Source organism: Streptomyces sp. NPDC052109, assembly GCF_040680195.1.
Lineage (GTDB): Bacteria > Actinomycetota > Actinomycetes > Streptomycetales > Streptomycetaceae > Streptomyces.
This window is the reverse complement of sequence record NZ_JBFAWF010000003.1, coordinates 329,011-354,610: the sequence shown is the minus strand read 5'-3', so window position 1 is coordinate 354,610 and position 25,600 is coordinate 329,011. Positions and strand designations below refer to the sequence as shown.

The window sequence follows — 25,600 nt, the reverse complement described above, 5'->3', positions numbered from 1 at the left end:
GGAAATCGGTGCTCAGGAACTGCGGCCGGTGGAACAGTCGGGGCACACGCCCCAGTAGACGACCTCGGCCTCGTCGATGGCGAAGCCGCGGTCGTCGGAGGCGGTCAGGCAGGGCGCGTCGCCGACCGCGCAGTCGACGTCGGCGACGGTGCCGCATGACCGGCACACGATGTGGTGGTGGTTGTCCCCCACGCGTCCCTCGTACCGGGCCGGGTGACCGGCCGGCTCGATACGGCGCACGAGACCCGCCGCGGTGAGGGCGTGAAGGGCCTCGTAGACGGCTTGCAGGGAGATGTGGCCGACGCGGTGGCGTATCCCGGAGGCGATCGCCTCGACGTCGAGGTGGTCGCCCGCCCGGACGGTCTCCAGCAGCGCGACGCGGGCTGCCGTCACGCGCAGGCCGGCACCGCGGAGCTCCTCGGCGGTGGTCGGGGGCGGGGAGGCGGTCATGAGGCCGAACCTACCCTCACAAACACGAGCGGTTCAAGAAAACGAACGATGCAATTTTGGTCGCCCGGCGTCGCCCGCCGTCCACCTCCGCGCCGGCCCCGGCGACCGGCCCGAGTGTTTGCCCTCCCGTTTGCCTTCGCATGGCTCTGCCCGGCGAGGCGGACGACGCTCGCTCAGCGAAAGGTGCGGGCGGTAGCGGCGGCCGGTCCGGTCGGCGGCGGGACGGGGCGAGCGCGGCCGGAAAGCGAGGCGGGGCCATGCCCGCATCATGTGTCTCCGGCCCGGCGACGTCGGCGCGGCAAGCCGGACGGTCCTCCGAACGGGTGATGCGACGCCCCCGCGCACGCCCCGCCCCCGACCCTGACCCCCGCACCGATCGTCCGGACGGCGCCCGCCGCCGGGAACCGACATCGCACTCCCCCGATGGAACGGGCCCACGGACGCCACGGCCGGAACCTGCGCGTGTGGCACCGGGGCGCGAGGGCCACCGACGCCATGGCCACCCCGCTCGTCGCGGCGACGGCCGTGCCCGGGGGCCGTGTGCAACGGCGTCGAACGCGCCGGTCTGCACCTCCTGCACGCCGCCGGCCTCGGCCCGTTCCCGCCGTGGCCGCCGGGAGAGCGCCGCAAGCGCGCGGGCCGCAGCCGGAAGGCTGGCCACGTCGGGCTCGGGGCAGGTCAGCCCCTTCCGAACAGGTCGGGCCTGTGGCGCGGGCCGGACCCGACGGCAGCACGGCCGCGGCGAGTCCCGCGGAGACCAGGCCGGCCAGGAACTGCGCGCGCCCGATCCCCTTGGTCCTCTGCATACGGTCACCCTGCCGGGCCCGGCCGCACCGGCACCGTCCGCCGACGGCCTACGGCGCAGGGCCGAAGGAGGGGGATCCGGCGCCGAAAGTCGCTGGTGCGGCCCCACCGCCTCACCCGGACGAACGGCCGCATCAGGCGCGTGGACGGCACTCGGTGAGAGACTCGTACCCCGTCACCGAGGTGGCCGTCGAGAGGGACGCTGGTGGACCTGGACGCCGTCGCCGACGAGCTGTACGGGCTGCGGCCGGAGGAATTCGTCGCCGCGCGCGACCGCCGCGCCCTGGAGGCCCGCAAGGCCGGAGACCAGGCCCTCGCCAAGGAGATCGGCGCGTTGCGGCGACCGAGCCTGGCCGCCTGGGCCGGCAATCTGCTCGTACGCCGGCGGCGGGAGGAGGTCGAGCCGCTGCTCGGCCTCGGCGAGGAGCTGCGGCGGGCCCATCGCGAACTGGACGGTCCGCAGCTGCGCAAGCTCGCCCGTCGGCAGAGCGAGGTGATCGGCGCCCTCGGGCGGCAGGCCCGGCGGCTGGCGGCGGAGGCCGGGCATCCGGTGGGTGAAGGGGTCCAGCGCGAGGTGGAGGAGACCCTGCGCGCCGTTCTCGCCGACCCGGAGGCTGCCCGTGCCTGGGCGGCGGGACGGCTGGTGAAGCCGCTCGGCTCGACGTTCGGCTATCCGGAGGTCGACGAGGGCGTCCTCCAGCGCCGTCCCGCGGCCCCGGCCCCGACCGGGTCGAAGAGGCACGCCGAGGGGGAGAAGTCCGCCGTCCGCGGAACGAAGAGCGGCGGCGGAACGGAGGGAAAGCGCGGCAGGGCCGTGGACCGCGGGGACGAGCTCGCCCGTCGGCGCCGTCTCGCCGACGCCCGCGGCGCCGCCCGCGACGCCGAGCGGGAGCTGCGGGCCCGCGAGGCCGAGGCCGAGGCCGCCGGACGGGAGGCCGAGGAGGACCGCGACCGGGTGGCCGAGGTGGAGGGGCGCGTGGGCGAGCTGCGCGCGGCGCTGCGGAACGCCGAGGAGGAACTGCGGCAGGCCCGGGCCGAGGAACGGTACGCGCGGGAGCGGGTCCGGCAGTGCGACCGTGCCGTCCGGGAGGCGCGGCGCCGGGCCGAGGCGGCCACGGCGCGGGCGGAGCGGCTCGCCGCCGGTGCGGGGGGCACATAAGGCGTGACGGGCTCGCACGGCGCGGGCTGCCGCCCGCCACACGTTGTGGGGCCGTCCGGCTGCGTCGTGTGGGCTGTCGGTCCGGGGACGGGGGAAGGGCGGTGACCGATCGGCCACGGATGCTCGTGGGGGCGCCCAGGCAGGTGGCCGTGGCCCATCCCTGATCGGCGGGGTCGTCCGGCTGTGGGAGGCGAGCGCGCGACGGTGCGAGGGGGTGATGGTGGGACATCGGCGCCCGGATGGGGACACGGGAGGTGACGCGACATAGCGCGGCGCCTCGGACCGTGTCCGCACCAAGCACGTCAACGAGCGCACGGGCAAGGAGGTCGCCACCGACCGGATCGTCAAGGGCTACGAGATCGACGAGCGCGAGTACGTGGTCGTCCAGCCGGAGGAAACCTGACGGTGTTGCGTGCCGGCGGAGACCACCCCCTGTGTTCAGGCTCTGCGACGCTGCGGCCAGGGGTAACCGAGTTGCCTGGCGAACTCCGGTGAGCCACCGCAGACCTCGGCGGCTCGGCGCGGGTCAGCCGCGACGAGTTGGGCGGCGAGCCGGTCAGCTTGATCTGCCGGGTCGTCACCGGAGACGGCGAGAATCATCCGAAACTGCAGCCATGGATGATCTTCCTTGACAGCAGAGCGTCCTGGATGGAAGAGGAAGACGTTGACCTGGGCCGGTTCCCAGGGCCAGGCGGACACGGCGCCGAGTTCGCATTCCCACCGTGCGAGCCAGTCGGTGCGTTCTCGGAGGTCTTGTTCCAGCAGCCGTGCAACGGTCCGCGCCGGCCATTCCCAGCTGCGGTCCGCGGTCGCCCGCTCGACTTCTCTTTGGTACTCCTGAGCCTCAAAGCGGAAGGCGGGCAGGCCGACCTCGTCCTCGTCGGGATTGCGCCACCCGTCCCAGACCACGTCATCGCCGTCGCGCTGGATGGTCACGTAGAGAGCGCCGCAGCAGCCCTCGGTGCACGATGCCTCGGGCCAGCCGCACCTCGTGCGGTTCCGACGCAGCAGCGAGAGGGCCGCCGGGCACCAAGAGGTACTGGGGATCTTCGCCCGGACCCTCTGTGAATGCGTCAGCCAGGATGTCTTTACCATCAATCAGGGCCCGAACCTCCACGTTTGCGCCCCTCTGGGCGGGATCAGGAACGACAACGCGAAGGGTGAGGCAACGCTTCTCATCAGTCACCGGGCGATTGTCGAATGCGCCCGGACCGGGCGTCGCCCCGATTTTGACCACCGACCTTACTGGCGGAGATGAGGTCCTCGGCTCGCGTTGCGATGTAGCTGCTCCAGTCCCTCTTCGTCCGCTGTACCCAGCCGGAGCGGCGCGCCAAGAGCGACAGCAAGGAGCTGCGGACCGCCGAGCAGCTGATCGACGCCCTCCCGTCCACTGGGACCCCGGCGAGTGCCACGACACCTACGAGGAGCGGGTCAGGAAGCTCGTCGCCGCGAAGCGCAAGGTCTGGACGTCGTCGGCGAACCGGAGCCCCCGGAGGCGACGAACGTCATCGACCTCATGGAGGCGCTCAGCCGGCGCGTCGAGCAGAGCCGGTCCCGGGGCGGCAGACAGGGTGACGGGAAGCCTGCCTGCGGCGAGAAGAAGGCGGCGGGGCGGAAGGACACCGAAGACCCGGCGTCCCTGTCGAAGGCGGAGCTGCGGAAACGGGCGAGTGCGGCGGGCGTGCCGGGCCGGTCGAGGACGACACGGGATCAGCTCGTCAAGGCCCTTGCCCGGCAAGCCGCTTGACCGCCCCCGCGCCGGTTTCGGGCCGGCGACGTCCCATTCGTGCCCCGTACGACGAGTTTCGGATCCAACCCCGCCTCCCTTGGTGCCAGTTCGGGATCCTCCAGGCGCTGGACGGCGAAGCGCACGGCGTGTTCGGTCATGAGCCGGGCTCCCTGGCGTACGGCCGTCAGGCCGCTCGGCATCAGACGGAAGGGGTGGCTGGGGTCGTAGCCGACGACTGAGAGGCCGCGGGGCACCTCCGCGCCGACCCGGGCCGGCGCCGTCGACAGGCCCATGGCGCCGCGGTCGCTGCCTGGCGAGGACGGCCGCGGGCAGGGCCGTTCCGGCATCCCGCTCGGCGAGCAGGAGGCGGCCCGCCTCGATGGCGGATCGCCCGGCGTGGGCGCCGGAGGCGACGCGCTGCTCGGCCTGTAGCCCGTACCGGCGCATCGCCGCCCGGTAGGTGCGGCGCTCGGCGGAACCGGGGCCGCTTCGCCGTCGATGTGCACGATCTCGCGGTGGCCGGGTTCCACGAGGTGCTGCATGGCCTGCCGTACGCCCTCGCCCTCGGCGGTGTGCACGAAGTCGACGCGGGCCCGGGCGCCCGGCGGCCGACGAAACGGTGGCCGTGCGGTGTCCGAGCCGGTCCAGGACGGCGGAGTCGGACCCGGGGCGGCTGCTGGACGACGAGATCGTCTCCCCCCCAGGTGGTCACCCCGCGCGCCACGAGCCAGCGGTTCGAGCACCTCGAGGACCCGCAGATCATGCTGTGCGAGACGGCCAAGGGCGTCCGCATCGGCCCTGATACGGCTACGCCGCCACCGTGACCGACGCCGCGACCGTCGAGGCCCTGGAGTGGGGGCACGCCGTCGCAACGGACCTCAAGCCGCGCCCCGCGTTCTACGCAGGTGCCGCGCGGAGATCGCCCTCGACCCGTACGTGTCGTGCGCCTGCCGATCGACGACATGGTGCCCACGGTGGCCGAACTCGATCACGAGCACACCGAGTTGTCCCCACGCGCCGACTGCATGGCGCTCTTCCTGCACCCGCGCGGGCGGACGACGCGCGTGTCGCGGAGCTGAGGAAGTCCCTGCGCGAGCACGGGGTCGGGCTGTGTAGGAGCGGGAAGGGCATCGCCCTGGACCTTCAGGCGCACCCGGACGGCTTCCGTGAGGAGAACCCGCCCGCGGTCGACCTGGGCCGCCCGATCAACAAGCCGTGTCAACTACCTGTACTGCGCCCCGCCTTCCTTCCATCTGTCCGGGGCCGACCCCACGGCGGACATCGCGGCGACGATGCGCTACGCGGGCGACAAGCTCCAGCACGCGCGCATCGCGGACACCTTCCACCACAAGTGGCCCTCGGGCTGCGGTACATCCTCAACCGGCCCGGCACGACGGCCTGCATCCACCAGTACCTGGAGGACGCCGGAGCCCTCGGCGTTCATGCAGGAGCGGATCAGGAAGGAGCCGGCCGCCCCGTCCGATCAAGGCGGCGGGCCGGGTGTCACTCGTACGGGTGCACCCGGCCCGGCCGTCCGTGGCATACGGAGGGGTCCCTCGTTCGCCAGCAGTGTGATGTTTGCCATGTGGCGTGATGGAACAGGGGGGAACGGGCAAGGTACCCCTTCATGCTCCACGCCAACCCTCTGCGGCAGGTGATTCGATGACCACGGCGACGACCCGGGCGCTCCGGACGACGCCGCCCGCCCGTACCGGCGACACGACCGCCAGGGATTCCCCAGCCGGCGCCATGCCCTCACTGCCGTCCCTCACGGGACTGCGGTGGATGGCGGCTCTGCTGGTGTTCGGACTGCACGTGAACAACTTCGGCTATTTCTCAGGCACCGGCGGCCGCCTCGTGTCCTGGGGATTCGGCGCCGGTGCCACCGGAGTGTCCTTCTTCTTCGTGCTGTCCGGATTCGTACTGACCTGGTCGGCACGGCCCCGCGACCGCGCACTCGCCTTCTGGAGACGGCGTATCGCGCGGATCTACCCGGTGCACCTGGTCACCCTCGCCGTCGCCCTGGCCATGACCTACACGCTGGCGCACCAGCCGCGGCCGACGCCGAAGCAGGCCGTGTCGAACGTGCTGCTGCTGCACTCCTGGTGGCGCCCCTGGTGGCAGACGCTGAACCCGGTCAGCTGGTCCCTCGCGTGCGAGGCGTTCTTCTACGCCGCCTTCCCGCTGCTGATCCTGCTGCTGCGCCGGCTCGGCGCGCGCGGCTCGGTCGCGCTCGGCGCCCTGTCGGTCACGGCGGTCGTCGTACTGGCCTGGGCGGACGCCCACCACTGGTGGGCCTACGAGCTGTACTCCTTCCCCGCGGCCCGGCTGCCCGAGTTCGTCCTCGGCGCGGTGACCGCGCGGCTGGTGCTGCTCGGCCGGTGGCGCGGGCCCGGACTTGAGGCGTCGCTCGCCCTGGCGATCATCGGCTACTTCCTCGTCCCGCAGGTCACGCCCGGCTACTCCGCCACGGTGTGCACCATCGCCGGGTTCGCTCTGCTCATTCCGGCCGCGGCCGTCGCGGACGTCCAGGGGCTGCCCTCACTGTGGCGGCGCCGGCGGCTGGTGCGGCTCGGCGAGCTGTCGTTCGCCTTCTACATGATCCATCTGCTGGTGCTCCGGTCCGCCACCCAGTTGCTCGGGACGAAGCCGCATTTCGGGCTGTTGGCGGGGCTCGCCGTCACCACGACCGCGTTCGCGGTGTCGCTGGGGCTGTCCTGGATCCTGTACGAGGCGGTGGAGCGCCCCGCGAGACGCCTGCTGCTGCGGCGGCGCCGGAGCCCCGCCTCGCAGCCGGACCCGGCCGAGGCCCAAGGTGAGGCGCCGGCCGCGGCACGGGACTGAGCAGGTCCACCGAAGAACCCGCGCAGGCACCGGCGGGCGGAGGAGAAAGTGCCCTCGGCTCGCTCCCGAAAGGCCGTGTGCCGGTGCGCCGCAGGGTTTCGGAAGGCCTGCGGGCCGGCTCCGGGGGAACGCCTCCGCCTTCCCTCCGCCGCGCCCCCACACGCCCGCCCGTGCCCTCCGGCCCGGCGCCGCGAGCTGGCGTCCGCCCGTCCCCACCCCTAGGTTCTGTCCATCGGGGAAGGGGGCCGGATGGACCGGGACATCCGCACGGTCGACGACGTACTGCGACTCCTGGACGGGCTGTTCGCGCCCGAGGCCGACCGCTGGAGCGGGGGCGCGGCCGAGTGGTGGGACGGCTTCTACACGGACCGGGACCGCCCGGTGCCGTTCTTCGCCGCGAAGCCCGACGAGAACCTGGTGTCCTACCTGGACCGCGGCCTGATCGCGCCGGGACGGGCCCTCGACCTCGGCTGCGGTCCCGGCCGCAACGCCCTGCACCTCGCCGCGCGGGGTTTCGAAGTGGACGCCGTCGACCTCTCCCCCGCCGCGCTCGCCTGGGCAGAGGAGCGCGCGCGGGAGTCGGGGGCCACGCGGGAGAGCGGCGTCGTGCGGTTCCACTGCGGTGACGCCTTCGCCCTGACCTCACCGGCCATGGGCGAGCTGAGCGGCCCTTACGACCTGGTCTACGACTCGGGCTGCTTCCACCACCTGCCGCCGCACCGCCGCGTCAGTCATCTGGCGCTGCTGGAGCGCGTGCTGGCGCCCGGCGGCCACTTCGCGCTCACCTGCTTCGCCGCCGGCCGGATGGGCTCCGAACTCCCCGACGCCGCCTTCTACCGCGAGCCCGGCCTGCACGGCGGCCTCGCCTACACCCCGGAGTCACTGCGCCGGATCTTCTGCGACCTACAGGAGATCGAACTGCGCGCCATGCGCCAGGAAGCGGCGGACTCCGCGCTGTTCGGCGAGGAGTTCCTCTGGACGGCCCTGTTCCGCCGCCCCTGCTAGGCCCGACAGCGGTGCGCCGGCTCCCGTGTTCCGGGAGCCGGCGCGCCTACGGCGTCACTTGTTGACGCAGACGTTGCCCGTGGCCGGGTTCAGCAGCCCGACGATGGTGAAGGAGTTGCCGCAGAAGTTGATCGGAATGTCGACCGGGACCTGGACGACGTTGCCCGAAAGGACGCCCGGGCTGTTGGCGGCGGTGCCGGTCGTCGTGTCCGAGCCGGCCGCGAAAGCGGTCGCCGTGCCTCCCACGGCGAGGGCACCCGCGAGAACGGCCGTCGTGGCGAAACTGCGAAGACGCATGATCTGCCTCACTGGTTGACGGAGGGACCCCTCCATCACAGCCGTGCCTCGCATGGTCCGCCTCTCCGGGTACGCCGTCCGGGGGCCCGGACCGAGTGGGCCCCCAAGCGCCCCCGCACCGCCGCCTGATGGTGCCCGGGCCGTCAGGCGCTGGACGGGAAGCGGTCCCAGACCCGGTGGGTGCCGAGCAGTTGAGTGAGCTGCTGCAGGACCGTCGTGGCGCCGTCGCCGGCGATCACACCGGGTGCGTCGACGGGGATGCCGGCTGCTTCCAGCGTGCTCTGCGCGCCCTTGGTGGCGCCGATGGCCTTGCCGTGCCGGTACGCCTCCGCCAGCAGCAGTCCCACACGTGGGTCGGGAGTGCCCTCCTGGGCGGCGGGCAGGCCCGCCTTGGCGTCACGGGCGCCGAAGGCGTCGACGCCGACGCCCGGGGTGCCGGCCACCAGCAGGGCGTCGAACTCGACGGACCGTGCGGTGGCATAGGTCCGCTGGACGCTCAGCGCGTCCGTCCCGGAGCCGAGGGTGCCGCCCGTCGGCGCGATGACCAGCGGGACCATGCCGCCGTCCAGCACCTCCTGGCGTACGGCCCGTACCCCGTCCAGGTCGCCGTCGGGGCCGGTGACGATGCCGATGACCCGGCCGTCGGTCGGCCAGGTGCGCCCGACCTGGGACAGGGCGGGGCTCGGCGCCACGTCGGCCAGGGGCACGGTGGGCCGCGGGGCGGGCAGACCGAGGCCTGCGGCGACGCCCGCGCACAGCTCCGGGTCGATGTTCGCCAGCACCTGCAACGCCCGCTCCCTGATGGCCTGTTCGTAGCACTTGGCCAGTTCGAAGGTGTAGGCGCCGATGATGTGCTCGCGCTCCACGGGGCTCATGCTGAGCCAGAACCGGCGCGGCTGGCTGAAGTGGTCGTCGAACGACGCCGGCGCCTCTCGGACCTTCGTCGCCTCCGGTACCCGTACCGGAGCCTCGACGAACGCGCCCGCGTCGGCGCCGGCCGTGAAGGGGCAGCCGCCGTCGAGGGAGTTGGGGCGGTAGGGGGCCGCGCCCCGGTGCACCGCGGTCTGGTGCATGCCGTCGCGCAGCATGTCGTTGACGGGCGCGTGCGGCCGGTTGATCGGGATCTGCGCGAAGTTGGGGCCGCCCAGCCGGGTGATCTGGGTGTCCAGGTAGGAGAAGAGCCGGCCGGACAGCAGCGGGTCGTCGGTGATGTCGATGCCGGGGACGAGGTGGCCGGGGTGGAAGGCGACCTGTTCGGTCTCGGCGAAGAAGTTCGACGGGTTGCGGTTGAGGGTGAGCAGCCCGATGGGCTGCACGGGGGCGAGTTCCTCGGGGACGATGTTGGTGGGGTCCAGCAGGTCGATGCCCTCGAAGGTCTGGTCGGGGGTGTCGGGGAAGGTCTGGATGCCGAACTCCCACTCGGGGTAGGCCCCTGCCTCGATGGCGTCGGCGAGGTCCCGGCGGTGGAAGTCCGGGTCGACGCCGTTGATGATCTGCGCCTCCTCCCACACCAGCGAGTGCACGCCCAGCTTCGGCTTCCAGTGGAACTTCACCAGCGTCGTCCCGCCGGCCGCGTCGACCAGGCGGAAGGTGTGGATGCCGAAGCCCTCCATCGTGCGGAAGGAACGCGGGATGCCCCGGTCGGACATGTTCCACAGGGTGTGGTGGGTTGCCTCGGTGTGCAGGGTGACGAAGTCCCAGAAGGTGTCGTGGGCGCTCTGGGCCTGCGGGATCTCACGGTCGGGGTGCGGTTTGGCGGCGTGGACGACGTCCGGGAACTTGATCGCGTCCTGGATGAAGAAGACCGGGATGTTGTTGCCGACCAGGTCGAAGACGCCCTCGCTGGTGTAGAACTTCGTCGCGAAACCACGGGTGTCCCGGACCGTGTCGGCGGAGCCCCGCGAGCCGAGCACGGTGGAGAAGCGGACGAACACGGGGGTCTCGACGTCCTCCGCCAGGAATGCCGCCTTCGTCACGTTCGCCGCCGTGCCGTAGCTGCGGAAGACACCGTGCGCTCCCGCACCGCGGGCGTGGACCACGCGCTCGGGGATGCGTTCGTGGTCGAAGTGCATGACCTTCTCGCGCAGGTGGTGGTCCTGCAGGAGGACCGGGCCGCGGGGGCCCGCCTTGAGCGAGTGGTCCGTGTCGTACAGCCGCGTGCCCTGGGCGTTGGTGAGGTAGCTGCCGCTCTGCGCCATCCGGGCTTGGTCGGCGCCGGTGGGCTGGCCGGTGGGCGAGACGGTGTCGGGGCCGGTCTGGTCGGGCTTGGGCGGGTACGGCTCATGGGGTTCGGTCGGCTCGGCCACGGACGGCGTCCGGGCGCCGGGCTTGCCGGGGATGCCCTCCTCCGGGCCCGCGCCCTCACCTCCCTGCAGGGCGTCCGTCACCTTGTCCGCCGCTCGCTTGAGGGGGTTCGTCTCGCTCATCTCTCTCATTCCTTCGCTGGTCACGGGGGCGGGCCCGGCACCGGCGAGGCGGGGTGTCCGACGCACGGTGGCCGCACCCGGGCATACGGCCGACAACACGAACAGATCAGGTGAAAGGGGGTCGACGCGGCCCTCGTTCCGAGGTCCCCGGGCCGGGGCGTCCGAAACCGGGAATCGCGGGGGACTTCCGGTCGGGGTGAAGTCGGGCCGTCTCCCATCGAGTAGCCGGGACGGCAGGCCCGCCGGACGCGTGCGTCCGGGCCCGGGGACCGTCGAGCGGGGCCCAAGTGACCCCTGCCGAGGGTTTCTTCATCAGGGGGGCCGGCTTCTTGACCCGAGCAGGCAAGCACCCGGCCGCCCGCACCCGCCACCTTAGGCGCTGCCCCCTGCCCCCGCAGTTCGGCGGAGCCGGCCGCACACGGGCGGGCCCCGGGCGGCGGCCCGCGGGACGGCCGGCCGTCGGTCCGCGCCCGTGACCGGTCACGGGCGGGCCATGACCCGCAGGGTCTCGAGCGACGGGTCCACCGCGTCGGAGATGCGGAAGCCGTGCTTCACTCCGCTGCGCAGGAAGTCCAGCACCTCCTGCGTGATCACCTCGCCGGGGGCCACGACGGGCACGCCGGGCGGGTACGGGCTGATCGTCTCGGCGGAGATCCGGCCCACGGCCCGTTCGGCGGGGACCTGTTCGGCGGGCCCGACGAACGCCTCGCGCGGCTGGACCGCCTGTTCGAGTTCGAGCACCCGGGGCTCGGGCAGCCGGACGGCGGGCCGCCGTTCGGGGGAACCGGCGTTCTCCACCAGGGACCGCACGGCGTCCAGGAGGACCTTCTCGGTCTCGTCGTCGTCCGCATGGGTGATCGAGGCGCTGATCCGGCGGGTGTCCGAGCCGCCCACGTCGACATGCCGGTGCGCCCTGAGCCACTCGGCCGCCTGCATCCCGCTGACGCCGAGGCCCCGGACGTCCATGACGATCTTCATCGGGTCGAACTCGGCCGCCAGGCCCTCTCCGACGACCTCGCCGCCCATGACCCGCGGTCCGGGCAGTTCCCCCAACTCCGCGCGGATGCGCTCGGCCCGGTGGACGGCCGCGTCCAGCAGCTCGCGGCCCTGCTCGGCCATCTGCCGCCGCCAGCCGTCCGGGGCGCCGTACACCAGACAGGAGGCGCTGGTGGTGCCGAGCAGGTCCTCGCGCTGTTTGAGGACCTCGGGCGCCACCCGGTCGTGCTGCAGATGGAAGACCGAGCTCTGTTCGATGGCACCGCCCATCTTGTGCACGCTGGTGACCACCAGGTCGGCGTCCATGCCCCAGGCCGGCAGATCCGGATGGAAGGGCAGATGGGCGCCCCAGGCCTCGTCCCCGATGAGCGGTACGTCGTAGGCGTGGCAGGCGTCGGCGACGCCCCGGATGTCGGCGCAGGTGCCCCAGTCGGTGGGCGTGATCAGGAGCATGCCCCTGGCGTCGGGTGCTCGCGCAGCCGGTCGCGGACGTCGTCGGGCTCCGGCGGATGGGCCATGTGCCGTTCGGCGTCGAACTTCGGGTGGACCCAGATCGGCTCCACCCCGTTGATGATCACCGCCGCGACGACCGACTTGTGCGCGTTGCGGGACAGCAGCAGCTTCTCCCCCGGGCCCGCGCCCGAGCACATCGCGGTCTTCACGGACATGGAGCTGCCGCAGGTCGAGAAGAAGGCGTGTTCGGCGCCCACCGCGTCGGCCATCAGCTCCTGAGCCTGTTCCAGCACCCCCTGGGACTCACGGCGGTCGTCCAGTCCGTTGAGGGTCAGTACGTCCGAGCGGAACACGCGATGCCGAGGACGTCTGCGACCCGGGGATCGGTACCGCGGCCCTGTTTGTGCCCCGGAGGTCCGAACACCACGTCCCCGCGACGCCGGAACTCCTCGAGGGCCTCGAGTACGGGTGCGCGCGAGTGATCCATGAGCGTCCTCTTCCTGCGCGGGCATGCCGAGGGCGCGGCTCCCGGTGTCTGCCGGGGCCGCCCCCTCCGTGTTGCACTCCGCGTGCGCTCGAAAGCCGCAAAGCTCCCCTCAGCGGGCCGGCCGGCAGCTCACGACGTCGTCCCCGTCGGCGGCCGCGGAGTCCCGTGCGCGGGCCACCGCCGCGGACAGGGCCCGGCGGACGTCGTGCGGGAGCCGGCCGGAGGACGGCCACAGCACCAGACAGCGGGCCACGTCCCGGACCTTGACGTTCGTGTGCTGGGAGACCTGTCTGAGGACCTCCCAGCCCTGCTCCGGGCGAAGCCCGCCCGCGGTGATGACCACGCCGATCGCCTGGTCGACGACGGCGTGCGAGACCACGGCCCGGCGCAGCTGCGTCACTTCCTCCTGGAGTGCCGTCAGCTGGTCCGCCTGCTCATCGCGTCCGATCATGCCGCTCACCCTGTGCGGAACGCCGGTCGGGCGCCAGCCACCAGACGAACGACACCGCGAGCAGTCGTACAGAAAACGAAAAACGCCTGGTCAGGGATTACATATTCGGAAGAATCCGGGGGATGCGCGAGATATGGACACGCTAAGCTTCGACAGCGCGGACCTGGAGGTCACGGAGGATTTCCTCAGCCGGGCCTACGCCAGGATGCGCATCGGCAGCAGCACCCCCGATGCCGGCCGGGCCCGGATCCGGCGCAGCGCCATCGCCCCGGTGAGTGTCGACGAGATCGCACTGGACTTCGAGATGAGCTACTCGGTGACCCCGCTGGGCCGGATCTGCCTGTGCACCGTCCACGAGGGAACCGTGCGGGACCACCGCTTCCAGGGTGTCGAGGACTCCTTCGGGCCGGGTGAGACGGTGCTGTTCGCCCAGCCCGACCTGCCGTACGCGGGGCGGATCTGCCACGCCCGCTACAACATCACGATGCTGGATCCGGCGCTGCTCGCCCAGGTGGCCGCGGGCCCGGACGGCGCGCGGCCGGTACGGCTGACCGGCCACCGGCCGCGCTCGGCGGCCGCCGCCCGCCAGCTGAGCCACACGATCACCCATCTGCGCGACCATGTGCTGTCCGACCCCGAGATCGCCGACCAACCGCTGATCGCGGCGACGGCCGCGCAGCATCTGGCGGCGAGTGTCCTGGCCGCCTTCCCGAACACGGCCCTGGCCGAGCCCACCGCGACCGACCGCCGCGACGGGCATCCGGCGATGCTGCGCCGTGCCCTCGCCTACATCGACGATCACGCCGACCAGCCGGTCACGGTCGCCGACATCGCCGGGGCGGCCCATGTGACGGTGCGCGCCCTGCAGTACGCCTTCCGACGGCATCTGGACACCACCCCGCTGGCGCATCTGCGCCGGGTGCGGCTCGCGCACGCCCATCAGGACCTGGCGGCCGCCGGGCCGGGCAACGGGGAGACGGTCACGGCGATCGCCGCCCGCTGGGGTTTCCACCACCCGGGCCGCTTCGCCGCCCTGTACCGCGACACCTACCGGCGCTCCCCGCACACGACCCTGTCCGGCGGCTGAGGGTGGAGTGCGTCCCGGGACGGGGGCGGGCACCGTCCCGGGACGCGGCGTGGGGCTACGGGAACGACGTCACCTTGGACGGGACGGTGCTGGTTCCCGAGGTGGGTGCGCCGGTGCCGTCGACGACGTGGGCGTACTGGCCGTTGCCGCCGAGGGAGATCACCAGCAGGTCGTGCATCTTGATGCCACTGGTCTGCGGTACCTGGAAGCCGTTGGACTGGACGATCGTGGGATCGGCCGTGTAATTGCAGTAGCTGCCCAGGCCCCAGGCCTCGTGGGTGGTGACGGAGTCGTCGACCTTGTAGGCCGCGTAGCCGACGATGCCGTCATGGGTGATGGCGGCGGCGTTCGGGGCGTCGTACGCCTTCTCGTTCTGGAAGAAGATCGTCCGGCCGCGTTCTCCGTTCCAGTAGACGTCGTACTTGTTGAAGTGCTCGACGAACAGGCCGGTGGCGAGCACGTCGTTGCCGTTGACCCGCAGGCCGTAGTCGGCGCGGTTGGTGTCCCAGCCGACGCCGCTGCCGTGGTCGGCGCGCCAGAGCCAGGTGTGGTCGACGATGACGTTGTTGCTGTTGACGACCACGGAATTGGTGGCGAGCCCGGGTCCGGCGCCACCGATACGGACGAACACGTCCTGCATGGTGGTGGGGTTCGCCGAGTGGTCGGCGGTCGAGCCGGGCGTGCCGATGCGCAGCAGCGTGTCGGAGTTGACCGGTCCGGCGTCGATGAGGAACCCGGCGAGCCGTACGCCGTCCACGTCCGCCACGTGCATCGCGTCGATGCCGTTGTCCGGGACGAGCGTGGCGAGGCCGAGACCGAGGACGACGGTGTTGGCGCGGGTGACGTCGATCGTCTGGTCGAGATGGTAGATGCCGGGCGTGAACAGCAGGTTGAGGCCCTGGGCGAGGGCCGCGTTGATGGTGGCCGCGGTGGCTCCCGGCTTGACGACGTAGAACTGGTCGAGCGGGATGGAGGTGCCGGGGGTGTTGGGCCAGGAGACGCCTCGGGCATTCGTGCGCTGGGCCGGGACGAACACCTTGTAGGTGGAGCCGTCCAGGTACAGGAACGGCTTCTCGCGCGAGACGGGGGTGGTGTCCAGCGCGGTGTACGGGCCGCTGTCGAAGTTCGTCGCGGGTGCCCCCTGGACGCCGGAGAACGTCATGTTCCAGACGCCGTTGGTCCAGCCGCCGACGGAGCTGTCCCGGGTGTACCACTGCTGCTGGGAGTACGGGCCCACCGTGCCGTCGATCTTGGAGTCCGCGATGTAGCCGCCGGAGGCCCAGCCGTAGCCGGACGGGGCGAGGTCGAGGCCGCCCTCGACGTGGATACGGCGGAACGGCGCGGCCTGGGCCACGGCCCAGCGGTCGGTGCCGTTCGAGGGCCTGATGGCGAGGTTCTCCGCCGAACGCCAGAAGTTCTGCGTGGCGTTGCCGTTGAACCAGCCGGCGTCGACCGTCACGTCACCGTTGATCTGGGTGTCGTCGGGGTTCAGGCCGAGTCCCGAGATGGAGGTGTAGAAGCCGATCTGGGCGTTGATGCCGTTGTAGGTGCCGGGCTTGAGCAGGAACTGGTAGCGGCCGGTGCCGAACTGGGCCGACTCCTGCTGCTTGAAGACGTCGTCGAACTTCTGTTGGAGGTTCGGGGTCGAGGGGTCGACGACGATGACGTTGGGGCCGAGGTCACCGCCGCCCTGGATCGGCCCCGTCGTCCCGGTGGCGGTGGTGTGCACGGCCATCTCCCAGAGGGAGTAGCCGTAGCCGGTGCCGCGCGCGGTGCCGTACATGCGGACGTACCGGCCGGAGCCGCTGACGTCGTACGACGTCGTGCCACCGGTGGCGCCGGTGACGGTCTTGAGGGTGGTCCAGTTCTGCCCGTCGGAGGAGGCCTGGAGCTGGAAATCCTTGCCGTAGGCCGTTTCCCAGTTCAGGTCGACCGAGCACAGGTCCTTGACCGAGCCGAGGTCGACCTGGAGCCACTGCGGGTCCGAGAACTGGCTGGACCAGCGCGTCGTGGCGGTGCCGTCGAAGGCGGCGGAGGCCGGGGTGCCGGCGTTCTCGGTGGAGGACGCCGTGGCGGGCCGTCCCTGGGCGGCATCGGCCGTGTCGCAGGTCTGGCTCCCGGCCGCGGCGGCCGGGGTGTGGGCGAGGGGCAGGGTGAGCAGCGCCGCCGTGGCGGCCAGCGCGACACCCAGGGATCTGGGTCCCGTACGACTTCTCGTCCGGATTCTCATCGGGCGGCTCCCAAGGGGAAACGGGTCAAACGGCTGACCCGGCAACTTAGTTCATGTTTTGATTTAAGTGATGAGACAAGCGGGCGGCAAGTCTTCGGGCATCAAAACCTTCAGAACCGCAGACCGTGTCCCCGCGCCAGGACGCCATGGGGGTCGTGGCGCCGCTTGGCGTCGGCGAAGGCCGGCCAGCGGCTGCCGTAGTGGTCCCGCCAGTCGGCGTCCGACATGGGCAGCGCGTTGACGGGGTACGCGACGGCGCCCTGGGAGCGGGCGAGCTCGTAGGCGGCGCGGTTGGCGGCCACCATCTCCGCGACCGTCTCCGGGCTGCCGGGCGGAGCCGTGCGCAACAGGGCGAGAAGATACAGGACTTGACCGGACGGACGGCGGAAGAGGGGAGCGCGCAGCCGGCCGGAGAGCAGCGGGTACAGCAGGACGAGACCGGTGTCGCGCAGATCGTGGAAGGCCGGGTCGTCGAGCACGGCCCGGACGACGGACTCGGCGGTGTCGCGCGGGAGGAGCAGATTGAGCCACGGGTGCGGATGCAGCCACTCCCCCGTCTCCCGAAGAACCTCCTCGTCCGTGTCCACGCGATGGGCGAACTCGCCGAATAAGAGATCCTCCGTCTCCAGGGCGACGGGATCGTGCGCGAGTCCGGCGAGCAGGGCGTCGTCGTCGGGCGGGCACGGGCCGTCGTGCGGGGCCACGGCCTCGATCATGTACTGCCAGCCGTTCCCGTCGGCCGGCCGGGCCTGGCCCTCCAGATAGGTGAACCGCTGCTCCTCGGCGAGCCGCCGCTGGTCGGCGAGGTACCGGGTGAGGTCGGCGTAGTGCAGGCAGTAGCGGCGGATCCGGGCGGGCGCGGGGACCACGCGCAGGGTGGCGGCCACGATGACGGCGCACTGGCCGAGTCCGGCGAGCACGGCGTGGAACAGTTCGGGATCCCGGTCGGGCGAGCAGACCCGGTGCTCCCCGGCCCCGGTCACCACTTCCAGCTCCAGCACCTGGTCCGCGACCAGGCCGTGCCGGTGGCCGGCGCCGCCCAGTCCGCCCGCCGACAGGACACCGCCGACTCCCGCGCCGAGGTAGTCGGTGAGGACCGGCGGGGTGCGGCCGTACGGCAGGGTGGCCGCCAGCACATCCCGCCACGACGCCCCTGCCTGGACCGTGACGTGGTCCTCCGTGACGGGACCCGCCTCCTTCATCGCCCGCAGGTCCAGCACGATCCCGCCATCCGCCTGGCCCTGGCCGTACATCGAGTGGCCGCCGCCGCGCACGCTCACCGGGATGCCCCGGGGCCCGGCGAACACCAGCAGGTCCTTGATCTCTGCGGCGGACCGGGGACGGAGCACGCCGAGGGGCGTGCCGTGCACGATGTGCCCGAAGTCCTGCGCGCACGACCGCAGGGTGTCCGGGTCGCTGTCCAGGGCCCGGCCGAAGCGGGCGGCGAGGTGGTGGGCCGGCGTCATGCCGGAATCACATCAGACGGCGTGGGGCGCGTCGAGAACGCCGTCAACGAGCCTCGCCTTCCCGCTCCTTGACGAGGGCGAGCAGGGCGGCGTGGGTCTCCGCGTCGGCCGCGGCGACGAGCCCGTTCGCGCCGCTGAGCACGGGCTCGCCGTGCAGGCCGGTCACCGTGCAGCCGGCCGCCCGGCACAGGGCGATCCCCGCCGCGAAGTGCACGCTGTCGCGCAGGTCTCCGTCGGTGACATAGGCGGCCCGGCGTCCGGCGGCGACCCAGGCCACCGCGAGGGTGCTGGAGATGACCCGAGGCCGGAAACGCTCGGCGAAGCCCGGGCCGGCGAGCAGGCGGGCCGCCTGGAAACCGGGGGCGTTGGGGAACGGCGGGTCCAGGTTGACGTCCACCAGCGAGGACCCGGCCCAGGGAGTCAGCCGCTCGTCGGAGCCGTCCCTGCGGACCCGGGCCACCTCGCCGTCGGTCCAGAACACCTCGCCGCCGAACGGATCGGCGACGGCGGCGGCCGTCACCGCCGGCCCCTCCCGCAGGGCGACGTTCACACCGACGAGCATGGTCCGCACCGCGTAGTTGAGGGTGCCGCACAGCGGGTCGACGAGCCAGCGGCGGTGGGCGCCGGCGGCGCCGGAGCATCCGCTCTCCTCGCCGGTCACGGCGTCGTCGGGGCGGGCGGCACGCAGCACGTCCAGGATGGCCCGCTCGGCGGCGAAGTCCGCCTCGGTCGCGAAGTCACCGGCGGACTTGTCGTAGCGTTCGAACCGGCTGCCGTACAGGTCACGGACCACGGCAGCGCCCGCCTGCGCGGCGGACACGGCCAGCTCGGCGTCAAGGTCCCCGTTGGTGATCGACATGTGCGCAGGATAACCGTGGTCAAGTTCCCAGAGCTCGTGCGGGGGTTGGACCCGGGCGGGGTGGGAACACGGCGCGGGCCTGGACCGGTCGGCTAGGGGTGGCCGGCCGAACCCTTCCCCATGTGCGGGTATCCGGCCGGGGTGAGGGACAGGGTCTGCTCGGCGGCGGTGCGTCCGGCGCCGACGGAACTCCCGCTGCGGTCCGTCCAGGTGCGCACCGGCGTGGTCTCGGCGAGGCGGCCGGAGCTGCCGGAGAGGCCGAGCACGAGTCCGCTGTAGCGGTTGACCAGACGGTAGCCCCCGCCGGAGGCGCCCGGGATCACGAACCACTGCTGTCCGGTGGAGGGCCCGCCGGTCCGCGCGGCGGTGACCGCGGGCTTCGCACCCCAGGCGCGGCCCACGATGGAGGCGGAGTCGACGCCGAGCAGCCGGCCGCTCGCGGCGTTGGCGATGGTGAAGGCGCCGTCGCCGGTCGGCGTGAAGACCCAGGCGTCACGGCCGGATCCGGTGGGCCGCGCGAGCGAGGTGGTGGCGGTGCCTCTCGAGGCCTGGGCGAGGATGCGGCCCGCACCGCTCGCGATGCGGTAGCCGCGGGTGGTGTCCATGGGCGCGGCCGCGGGCGCGGTGGAGTCGACGGTGAGGTCGACGTACTCGCCGGAGGCGTCGTGCGAGCAGCCGAACGCGCAGTAGGAGCGGAAGGACCTGCCGACGATCGTGGAGCTGGTGCGGTTGGCGCTGTCGAGGAACCAGCGGTACCAGGAGGCGTCGGTGTAGCTGCCCGTGTCCCCGATCAGGTGCCACTTCTGGGTGGTCAGGTCATCGGTGGCGTAGAGGTACTGCGGCGCGTTCCCGCTCTGGTCGACGGCCTGCGGTTCGCCGATGTACAGCCCGAGATAGGCGTCGTAGGCGATGTTCATCACGAACAGCGGCGAGGTCGGGGGCATCGTGCCGGCCGCGATCTGCTGGGCGGCGGTGCCGGGGTTGGCCGGGTCGTACTCGGCGGCGGCGGGGGTGTAGCCGGTGGGGTGGGCGTCGTCGACGGGGACGACGTTGCTCTCCCTGCCGCCCGTGCCGGGCTGGGCCCAGGCGCCGTCGTACCACTTGCGCCAGGAGCCGGGGGCCATCTTGGCGGCGATGGGGGCGCGGGCCACGTGCTCGTAGAACGCCTTCCAGCCGCCGCTCTTGTCGATGATCCGGGAGCCGTAATAGACGTAGAAGTAGCCGGAGGCGGTGTCGACGAAGAGGCGCTGGTCGCCGTCGCCGTAGGAGTACGTCTGGTTCGGGAAGGCCGTCGTGTCCCCGCGCTCGGTGCTGTACGGGGACGTGATCACGTGGTCCTCGATGGTCCAGGTGCGGCCCCGGTCGGTGGAGACGGCGTAGTCGATGGCGTCGTAGTGCAGCCCGTCGCCGAAGGGCTGCGGGGTGAACTCGTTGTGCACCAGGCCGTACCAGTCGCCGGTGTCGGGATCGACCCACACCCCGGACAGGTCGCAGTAGTTCTTCTGGGCGTAGCCGGAGCCGCTCGGCGCGTACGTCGCCTCCCGGCCGGTGGGGCTGTTGTCGCAGCGCCAGGTGGTGTCGTCGTTGCGGTCGGCGGGGTCGGCGGGGTTCACCGCCTTGCTCAGGGTCTTGTCGAAGGTCGCGGAGTCGAAGTCCTTGCCGGTGTAGAAGTCCCAGGTGCGCGCGTCCTTGGCGCCGTACAGCGCGGCGGACTGCTGGTAGTGGAAGGTGCCGTCCCGGTCGAGGTAGGGGCTGGCGGGGGTGTCCGTGGGGTGGGTGAACGGTACCGGGGCCCCCACGGTGACGGTGTAGCCGGCGCCGGCGGGTGGGACGGCGGACGCCGGCGACGCGATGCCACCGCCCGCGACCAGGGCGGCTGTCGCGGCCAGGGCGCCGCCTGCTCTGCTCAAGAGTCGCACCTGTGCTCCTTGTTGCCGAAGGGCCGGTTGCACGGAACGATCCGGCCCCGGCCGTTGCCCCGGCAATGGACTCCCGTGCTCCGCCTCTTGCACTTTCGCGCGCGTTCGCCCGGGCCTGAGGAGCCGGTCAGGGCTGCTCGGGTGGTGCCGCGAACAGCCGGCTTTCCCAGTCCAGTTGGCGCAGGAGCGTCTCGTCCGGCTCCGCGGGACGGGCGACGACGGGGCCCGGCCGGGCCGGGGTCCGGGCGCCGCGGGAGAGACCGCCGCTGACGGTGATGTTGTGCTCCACCCGGGGGCGGCGGTGCCGTTCGTAGGCGGCGAACGCGGCCGGCGCACCCGGCAGGTCGCGCAGCGCCTTGGCGAGGACGACGGCGTCCTCCAGGGCCATCGAGGCCCCCTGGCCGGTCGCCGGGGAGGCCGCGTGCGCGGCGTCGCCGATGAGCAGGACGCGTCCCCGGTGCCACACCGCGCCGAGCGGCATCTCGGTGGCGTTGACCACCATGACGGGGCCCTGTGAGGCGGCGACGATGTCCGCGGCGGGTGCGGAGTCCTTGCGCAGCAGCGGCAGCAGGTCCTCGCGCCACGGGGCGGGGTGCGCAGAACCGCCGACGGGCAGGGGTTCGGTGCTCACCCGGGCGAACCAGTACGTCTGCCCGTCCGGCGCCACAGCGTACCCGAAGGTGGTCTCGCTGCCCCGGACGAAGGTGATGACTCCGGTGCCGTTCGGGCCGGGTGCGGTGCCGGAGTAGCCGTAGAAGACCCGCTGCCCCGCGTACCCGGGCCGCACGCCGGGGGTGAGGATCCGCCGCACGGTGGAGCTCAGCCCGTCGGCGCCGACGACGAGGTCGGCATGGGCGGTGCTGCCGTCGGCGAACCGGGCGGTGACGCCGTGCGGGCCGTCCGTGACGGCGACCAGGCGGGCGCCGTGGCGCAGTCGGACGCCGCGCCGGACCGCCTCGCCCTGGAGGGCCGCGTTCAGCTCGCCGCGCCGCAGACAGCGGTAGCGCAGCCCGGGGTCGGCGACCTCGCCGAGCGGTGCGTGCGTCAGCTCGGTGCCGTCGCTGTCGAGCAGCCGCAGCGAAGTCAGCGGAAAACCGACGGCCGTGACGGCGTCCGTGGCATCGAGCTGGGCCAGAGCGCGCATGCCGTTGCTCGCCAGGGTCAGGAACGCCCCGATGTCCTCGGCCGTGTCGGGGTGTGCCTCGTACACGGTGACCTCGAAGCCGGCCTTGTGCAGCCCCAGCGCGGCCGCCGTCCCCGCGATGCCGCCGCCGATCACCAGTACCCTCGTCGCGTCCGTCCCGCTCAAGTGCCGCTCCTCGCGCCGACAGTGGTCGTGACCATCTAAGGCCAGGGCCGGGCGCGGCGGCGGCCCGGGGGCCGAGATCCGGACAGCGCGGGGTCGCAAGGACGCGGCACCCGGTGCTGCCCGGCGGTGGGGGGTCGGATGCCGGGCCGGCAGGCGTCCGGGCGGTGCGCCGGCCGGGTGGCCACGTCCAGGAGGATCCGGCGGGACCGGGAACACCGCGGCGGCGCAGCCGTGACTCACTGTGCCGCTGCGGGAGCCGGGGCGCGTGGTCCGGGCGGGCGCCGGACGTCCACCGAGGCCGCTCCTCGCGGCGTCCGCCGGGCCGGCGCGTCAGGGCACCCGCATCAGCGCCCTGCCGTTCAACGCAGCGGCCGTCCCAGGGGAGCGCGCGGGGCGCGGCGGGGAGCCAGCCGGGGATTGAGCTCGATCAGCCGGACGACCCGGTAGCGGTGCGGCCGGAAGGGCTCGTAGAACTCCTCGATCTCGTCGTCCCGCAGGGGGCGGCCGAGCAGGGCCATGCCGGTCATGCGGCCCAGGTGGTAGTCGCCCAGCGGCAGCGCGTCCGCGTCGCCGAGCGCGCGGTGGCCGACCTGGGCCGCGGTCCAGGCGCCGATGCCCGGCAGCCTCGCCATCAGCTCGTACGCGCGGACCGGGTCGCCGGCGGTCCGGTCGAGCTGGGCGGCGTGGCGGGCGACCTCGACGACCGTGCGGGAGCGGTGCAGGTCGACGCCGGCCCTGCGCCATTCCCAGCTCGGGATGGTCCACCAGACCTCGGGCGCAGGCGGGACCCGCATGCCCGCGGGTGCGGGACCGGGCGCCGGCGCTCCGTACGCCAGGACCAGACGGGTGAACGACGCGCTGGCGTCCAGGCCGACGACCCGCTGTTCGATGATCGCCGGGACGATCGCCTCGAAGAGGCGCCCGGTGCACGGCACGCGCAGGCCCGGCATGCGCCGCCACGCGGCCTCGAGGACGGGATGCCCGGGCCGGAAGAGGTCAGGGCGGTCACCCGCGCCCAGTTCGATGCGGACGGCGTCGACGAGTTCGCAGGCGCCCGCCCCCCAGGCGTCGATGTGGAGGTCGTCCAGGCGCTGCTGACGGACGCGGTACGTGACCGGCCCCGAGCCCGTGAGCGCCGTGCGCCACAGCGTGCCGTCCGGCTCGACACGGTGGGTGGGGTCGACCGGGCCCCGGCGCAGACCCTTCAGGGTCAGCTTCGCGTCAACGGGGAAGCCGGGCTGCCAGTGCAGGGACCGGTCGGGGGGCTGGTGCATGGCTCGCCTGCGTCTGCGATTCCTCGGTCACGAGGACCATCCTGCCCCGAAAGCCCCGACCGCGCAGGGAGACCACCGCCCGGGCGGTGCCACCCGGCACGGGCGCCCCGCACAGCGCCCCCGTGAGGCACCTCGGCCGTGCTGTGCGCACGAGCGCCCCTCGAATGACGGGTTCCTGACGCGAAAGTGGGTACTCCCCGGCCATGCGGGTGAGCGTGTTGGATGCGGGGTCGAACACGGTTCGGTTGGTGATCGCGGATGTGGAGGGCGGCGTTCCGCTGCCGGTGCACACCGTGAAGTGGAAGCTGCGCCTGTCCGAACACGTCGGTGTGGACGGCTCCATCGCCGACGAGGCGGTGGAGCGGCTGGTGAAGGCGGTGTCCGCGGCGGGCGCCACGGCCCGCGGGTGGCATGCGCCGGGGCCGCTGGCCTTCGCGACCGCGGTGGTGCGCGGCGCCCCGAACCGGCAGGAGGTGCTGTGCCGGGTGGCGGCGGGAACCGGCATCAACATGTGCGTCCTGCCGGGCGAGACCGAGGCCGAGCTGACCTTCCTGGCGGCCCGGCGCTGGCTGGGCTGGCACGCCGGACCGCTCGCGCTGCTCGACATCGGCGGCGGCTCCCTGGAGGTGGCCTTCGGCCGGGGCCGGCTGCCCGACTTCGCCGCTTCCCTGCCGCTCGGCGCCAAGCGGCTCACCCAGGAGTACCTCGGTGCCCAGGACCCGCCGGGGCCGGAGGAACTGAGGGAGCTGCGCCGCCGGATCCGCCATGAGCTGCGGGACGTGGCCTCGCGGATCCGCTGGGAACGGCCGCGCACCGCCGCGGTCAGCTCCCGTACGTTCCAGCAGCTGGCGCGGCTGTGCGGGGCGGCGCCCGGCCGGCACGGCCCGTTCGTGCAGCGGGAGATGCGCCGCCGAGACCTGCGCGAGGCGGTCCGCACCCTCGCCGCACTGCCCGCCGCCGAGCGTGCCCAGCTGCCCGGGATCTCCGCGCCGCGCGCCGAGCAGAGCCTGGCCGGAGCGGTCGTCGGGCACACCGCGCTGAAACTCATGGGGGTGCGCGGCGCCGTCGTCTCCCCGTGGGCGATCCGCGAGGGCGTCCTGCTGCGCTACATCGAGGACGGCGCGGACTGGTGGACGGACGTGACCGGCGCGGCCGACACGGAAGCGCGGTCTCCGGCGGCGACCCTGCGCATCGCCGGCCCACCGGCCTGACCGGGATCGGATCACGACGGGACCCGCCGGAGGGCCGGAGCGCGACGGAGATCGGCCCGGCGGAGATCGGCATCGCCACCTGCGGACCGGCCCGGTCCCGGACCCGGACCCGGACCCGGACCCGGCACCAGCCGATATCCGCAGTTCAACCCGGCCGAACCGAACCGGCCGGCTTCCGACAGGTCGCGGCGGAGCGCTGCGTCGTGGGTCTCCCCCGGCCGGCTACAGGTTTCCGTCCTGGCCCGGGCCGTGCCGGAGTTCGGCGACGAGACGGTCGGCCGTCACCGTCGGATCGTCCTTGTGGGCGTCCCAACGCCCGAACGTCCCGGCCGCGGCCCGCGCGAACTCCCCCGGCACGCCCGCTCCTTCGCAGGCCCGGTCGATCTCCTCCATCTCCGGCTCCCAGCGCCAGGCGCGCGGCCCGGCGCTCGCCAGCTGCTCGGGATCGGCGAGTGGTGTGCCGGGAAGCGCAGTTGCGGCCAGGTCCCGCAGCTCGTCGAGGACGTCATGGGCGTCGGCCAGTGCGGAGGCGTGTGCGGCGAGGGCGTAGGAGATCTTGTTGTAGGCGGCGAAGGACAGCTTGAGGGCCGAGGCGCGCCCGACCGGGCCGGTCAGGGGGTGCGGGGTGAGCAGGGTGCCGTCGAAGAGCGCGGACACGGCCGTGACCGCGTCGGGGTCGCCCGACAGATACAGGCGGGTGGTGCCGGCCGTCCGGGGCGGCGGGCCGGTGATCCCGCCGTCCACGAGCGTCACCGTGCCGTCCGCGAACAACGCGCCGATCTCGGCCATCCGCTGGGGACTGACCGCGTTGGCGTCGACGTACACCCCGCGGAAGCCGGCGGCGGCGACGCGCGCCGCGACATCGAGCGCGGCGGCCGGCGGGCACACGCCGAGGACGATCCGGCACCGCCCGGCCAGCTCCGCCAGGTCCGCGGCGGCACGCAGTCCGGCCTCGTCGGCCCGCTCCCGGGTGCCGGCGGAGCGTCCTTCCGGCACCCACCACACCGTCGCGCCCGCCGCCACCGCCTGCGCGGCCACCCGTGCGCCCATCGCGCCGGGATGCAGGATCCCCACGTCCCGTCGAACCATACGGCGACCCTAACGGCCCCGCGCCCTCCCACCCGGCCCGCATGCCTCCTGAGCG

19 protein-coding genes and 3 pseudogenes are annotated in these 25,600 nt (G+C 73.0%); 8 read left to right on the top strand and 14 right to left on the bottom strand.

Features of this window, described 5'->3' with window-relative positions:
• Window positions 1-12: 12 nt before the first annotated feature.
• Window positions 13-450: a Fur family transcriptional regulator gene (locus tag AB0L59_RS10275; RefSeq protein WP_365581418.1), complete on the bottom strand. Its 438-nt coding sequence runs from the start codon at window positions 448-450 to the stop codon at window positions 13-15.
• A gap of 1,009 nt (window positions 451-1,459) precedes the next feature.
• On the opposite strand from AB0L59_RS10275, the gene AB0L59_RS10270 reads away from it, so the two are divergent.
• On the top strand, window positions 1,460-2,413 hold the full coding sequence (locus AB0L59_RS10270) for a hypothetical protein (protein ID WP_365581416.1): 954 nt from the start codon (window positions 1,460-1,462) through the stop codon (window positions 2,411-2,413).
• A gap of 292 nt (window positions 2,414-2,705) precedes the next feature.
• Window positions 2,706-2,816: pseudogene (locus AB0L59_RS10265) on the top strand (Ku protein); the annotation flags it as partial.
• A gap of 35 nt (window positions 2,817-2,851) precedes the next feature.
• Here AB0L59_RS10265 and AB0L59_RS10260 read toward each other — a convergent pair.
• Window positions 2,852-3,349, bottom strand: coding sequence for a hypothetical protein (locus tag AB0L59_RS10260; RefSeq protein ID WP_365581415.1), 498 nt, complete (start codon window positions 3,347-3,349; stop codon window positions 2,852-2,854).
• 774 nt (window positions 3,350-4,123) lie between these two features.
• Complete coding sequence (locus AB0L59_RS10255; protein ID WP_365581626.1) at window positions 4,124-4,684, bottom strand: substrate-binding domain-containing protein; 561 nt, start codon at window positions 4,682-4,684, stop codon at window positions 4,124-4,126.
• Between the two features lie 128 nt (window positions 4,685-4,812).
• On the opposite strand from AB0L59_RS10255, the pseudogene AB0L59_RS10250 reads away from it, so the two are divergent.
• The 4 genes and pseudogenes from AB0L59_RS10250 to AB0L59_RS10235 all read left to right on the top strand — a co-directional run.
• Window positions 4,813-5,055, top strand: a pseudogene (locus AB0L59_RS10250) (hypothetical protein); the annotation flags it as partial.
• Between the two features lie 28 nt (window positions 5,056-5,083).
• On the top strand, window positions 5,084-5,221 hold the full coding sequence (locus AB0L59_RS10245) for a hypothetical protein (RefSeq protein ID WP_365581638.1): 138 nt from the start codon (window positions 5,084-5,086) through the stop codon (window positions 5,219-5,221).
• A 583-nt stretch (window positions 5,222-5,804) separates the two neighbouring features.
• Window positions 5,805-6,986, top strand: coding sequence for an acyltransferase (locus tag AB0L59_RS10240; RefSeq protein ID WP_365581413.1), 1,182 nt, complete (start codon window positions 5,805-5,807; stop codon window positions 6,984-6,986).
• Between the two features lie 249 nt (window positions 6,987-7,235).
• Complete coding sequence (locus AB0L59_RS10235; protein WP_365581411.1) at window positions 7,236-7,991, top strand: class I SAM-dependent methyltransferase; 756 nt, start codon at window positions 7,236-7,238, stop codon at window positions 7,989-7,991.
• 54 nt (window positions 7,992-8,045) lie between these two features.
• Here the strand turns inward: AB0L59_RS10235 and AB0L59_RS10230 are convergent, their stop codons facing one another.
• From AB0L59_RS10230 to AB0L59_RS10215, 4 genes and pseudogenes are all read right to left on the bottom strand, one after another.
• Window positions 8,046-8,288, bottom strand: coding sequence for a chaplin (locus AB0L59_RS10230; protein ID WP_365581410.1), 243 nt, complete (start codon window positions 8,286-8,288; stop codon window positions 8,046-8,048).
• Window positions 8,289-8,431: 143 nt separating this feature from the next.
• The gene (locus tag AB0L59_RS10225) at window positions 8,432-10,714 is read right to left on the bottom strand and encodes a catalase (RefSeq protein ID WP_365581409.1); all 2,283 of its coding nucleotides are present in this window, start codon (window positions 10,712-10,714) and stop codon (window positions 8,432-8,434) included.
• A 480-nt stretch (window positions 10,715-11,194) separates the two neighbouring features.
• Window positions 11,195-12,650, bottom strand: a pseudogene (locus tag AB0L59_RS10220) (ornithine decarboxylase).
• A gap of 109 nt (window positions 12,651-12,759) precedes the next feature.
• Window positions 12,760-13,101 (bottom strand): ANTAR domain-containing protein, encoded by a 342-nt coding sequence (locus AB0L59_RS10215; RefSeq protein WP_365581408.1) that lies wholly within the window; start codon window positions 13,099-13,101, stop codon window positions 12,760-12,762.
• Window positions 13,102-13,234: 133 nt separating this feature from the next.
• On the opposite strand from AB0L59_RS10215, the gene AB0L59_RS10210 reads away from it, so the two are divergent.
• Window positions 13,235-14,188 (top strand): helix-turn-helix transcriptional regulator, encoded by a 954-nt coding sequence (locus AB0L59_RS10210; RefSeq protein ID WP_365581406.1) that lies wholly within the window; start codon window positions 13,235-13,237, stop codon window positions 14,186-14,188.
• 55 nt (window positions 14,189-14,243) lie between these two features.
• Here the strand turns inward: AB0L59_RS10210 and AB0L59_RS10205 are convergent, their stop codons facing one another.
• From AB0L59_RS10205 to AB0L59_RS10180, 6 genes are all read right to left on the bottom strand, one after another.
• The gene (locus AB0L59_RS10205) at window positions 14,244-16,418 is read right to left on the bottom strand and encodes a discoidin domain-containing protein (RefSeq protein WP_365581404.1); all 2,175 of its coding nucleotides are present in this window, start codon (window positions 16,416-16,418) and stop codon (window positions 14,244-14,246) included.
• A 110-nt stretch (window positions 16,419-16,528) separates the two neighbouring features.
• Entirely contained in the window at window positions 16,529-17,884 is a 1,356-nt protein-coding gene (locus tag AB0L59_RS10200; protein ID WP_365581403.1) for an FAD-binding protein, read from the bottom strand.
• A 43-nt stretch (window positions 17,885-17,927) separates the two neighbouring features.
• Window positions 17,928-18,743, bottom strand: a complete 816-nt coding sequence (locus AB0L59_RS10195; protein ID WP_365581401.1) for an inositol monophosphatase family protein — start codon at window positions 18,741-18,743, stop codon at window positions 17,928-17,930.
• A 92-nt stretch (window positions 18,744-18,835) separates the two neighbouring features.
• Window positions 18,836-20,653 (bottom strand): RICIN domain-containing protein, encoded by a 1,818-nt coding sequence (locus AB0L59_RS10190; protein WP_365581400.1) that lies wholly within the window; start codon window positions 20,651-20,653, stop codon window positions 18,836-18,838.
• A 136-nt stretch (window positions 20,654-20,789) separates the two neighbouring features.
• Window positions 20,790-21,971, bottom strand: a complete 1,182-nt coding sequence (locus AB0L59_RS10185; protein WP_365581398.1) for an FAD-dependent oxidoreductase — start codon at window positions 21,969-21,971, stop codon at window positions 20,790-20,792.
• Between the two features lie 359 nt (window positions 21,972-22,330).
• Window positions 22,331-23,245 (bottom strand): DNA-3-methyladenine glycosylase 2 family protein, encoded by a 915-nt coding sequence (locus tag AB0L59_RS10180; protein WP_365581397.1) that lies wholly within the window; start codon window positions 23,243-23,245, stop codon window positions 22,331-22,333.
• Window positions 23,246-23,448: 203 nt separating this feature from the next.
• Here AB0L59_RS10180 and AB0L59_RS10175 point away from each other — a divergent pair, with 203 nt between their 5' ends.
• Window positions 23,449-24,456, top strand: a complete 1,008-nt coding sequence (locus tag AB0L59_RS10175) for a Ppx/GppA family phosphatase (protein WP_365581396.1) — start codon at window positions 23,449-23,451, stop codon at window positions 24,454-24,456.
• A 222-nt stretch (window positions 24,457-24,678) separates the two neighbouring features.
• Here the strand turns inward: AB0L59_RS10175 and AB0L59_RS10170 are convergent, their stop codons facing one another.
• On the bottom strand, window positions 24,679-25,545 hold the full coding sequence (locus AB0L59_RS10170) for a DUF1932 domain-containing protein (RefSeq protein ID WP_365581395.1): 867 nt from the start codon (window positions 25,543-25,545) through the stop codon (window positions 24,679-24,681).
• Window positions 25,546-25,600 lie beyond the last annotated feature (55 nt).

Bases quoted from the DNA above. Each gene is read 5' to 3' on its own strand.
- AB0L59_RS10275 (WP_365581418.1), bottom strand. From the start codon at position 450: ATGACCGCCTCCCCGCCCCCGACCACCGCCGAGGAGCTCCGCGGTGCC.
- AB0L59_RS10255 (WP_365581626.1), bottom strand. From the start codon at position 4,684: ATGCAGCACCTCGTGGAACCCGGCCACCGCGAGATCGTGCACATCGAC.
- AB0L59_RS10240 (WP_365581413.1), top strand. From the start codon at position 5,805: ATGACCACGGCGACGACCCGGGCGCTCCGGACGACGCCGCCCGCCCGT.
- AB0L59_RS10235 (WP_365581411.1), top strand. From the start codon at position 7,236: ATGGACCGGGACATCCGCACGGTCGACGACGTACTGCGACTCCTGGAC.
- AB0L59_RS10230 (WP_365581410.1), bottom strand. From the start codon at position 8,288: ATGCGTCTTCGCAGTTTCGCCACGACGGCCGTTCTCGCGGGTGCCCTC.
- AB0L59_RS10225 (WP_365581409.1), bottom strand. From the start codon at position 10,714: ATGAGCGAGACGAACCCCCTCAAGCGAGCGGCGGACAAGGTGACGGAC.
- AB0L59_RS10215 (WP_365581408.1), bottom strand. From the start codon at position 13,101: ATGATCGGACGCGATGAGCAGGCGGACCAGCTGACGGCACTCCAGGAG.
- AB0L59_RS10210 (WP_365581406.1), top strand. From the start codon at position 13,235: ATGGACACGCTAAGCTTCGACAGCGCGGACCTGGAGGTCACGGAGGAT.
- AB0L59_RS10205 (WP_365581404.1), bottom strand. From the start codon at position 16,418: ATGAGAATCCGGACGAGAAGTCGTACGGGACCCAGATCCCTGGGTGTC.
- AB0L59_RS10200 (WP_365581403.1), bottom strand. From the start codon at position 17,884: ATGACGCCGGCCCACCACCTCGCCGCCCGCTTCGGCCGGGCCCTGGAC.
- AB0L59_RS10195 (WP_365581401.1), bottom strand. From the start codon at position 18,743: ATGTCGATCACCAACGGGGACCTTGACGCCGAGCTGGCCGTGTCCGCC.
- AB0L59_RS10180 (WP_365581397.1), bottom strand. From the start codon at position 23,245: ATGCACCAGCCCCCCGACCGGTCCCTGCACTGGCAGCCCGGCTTCCCC.
- AB0L59_RS10175 (WP_365581396.1), top strand. From the start codon at position 23,449: ATGCGGGTGAGCGTGTTGGATGCGGGGTCGAACACGGTTCGGTTGGTG.
- AB0L59_RS10170 (WP_365581395.1), bottom strand. From the start codon at position 25,545: ATGGTTCGACGGGACGTGGGGATCCTGCATCCCGGCGCGATGGGCGCA.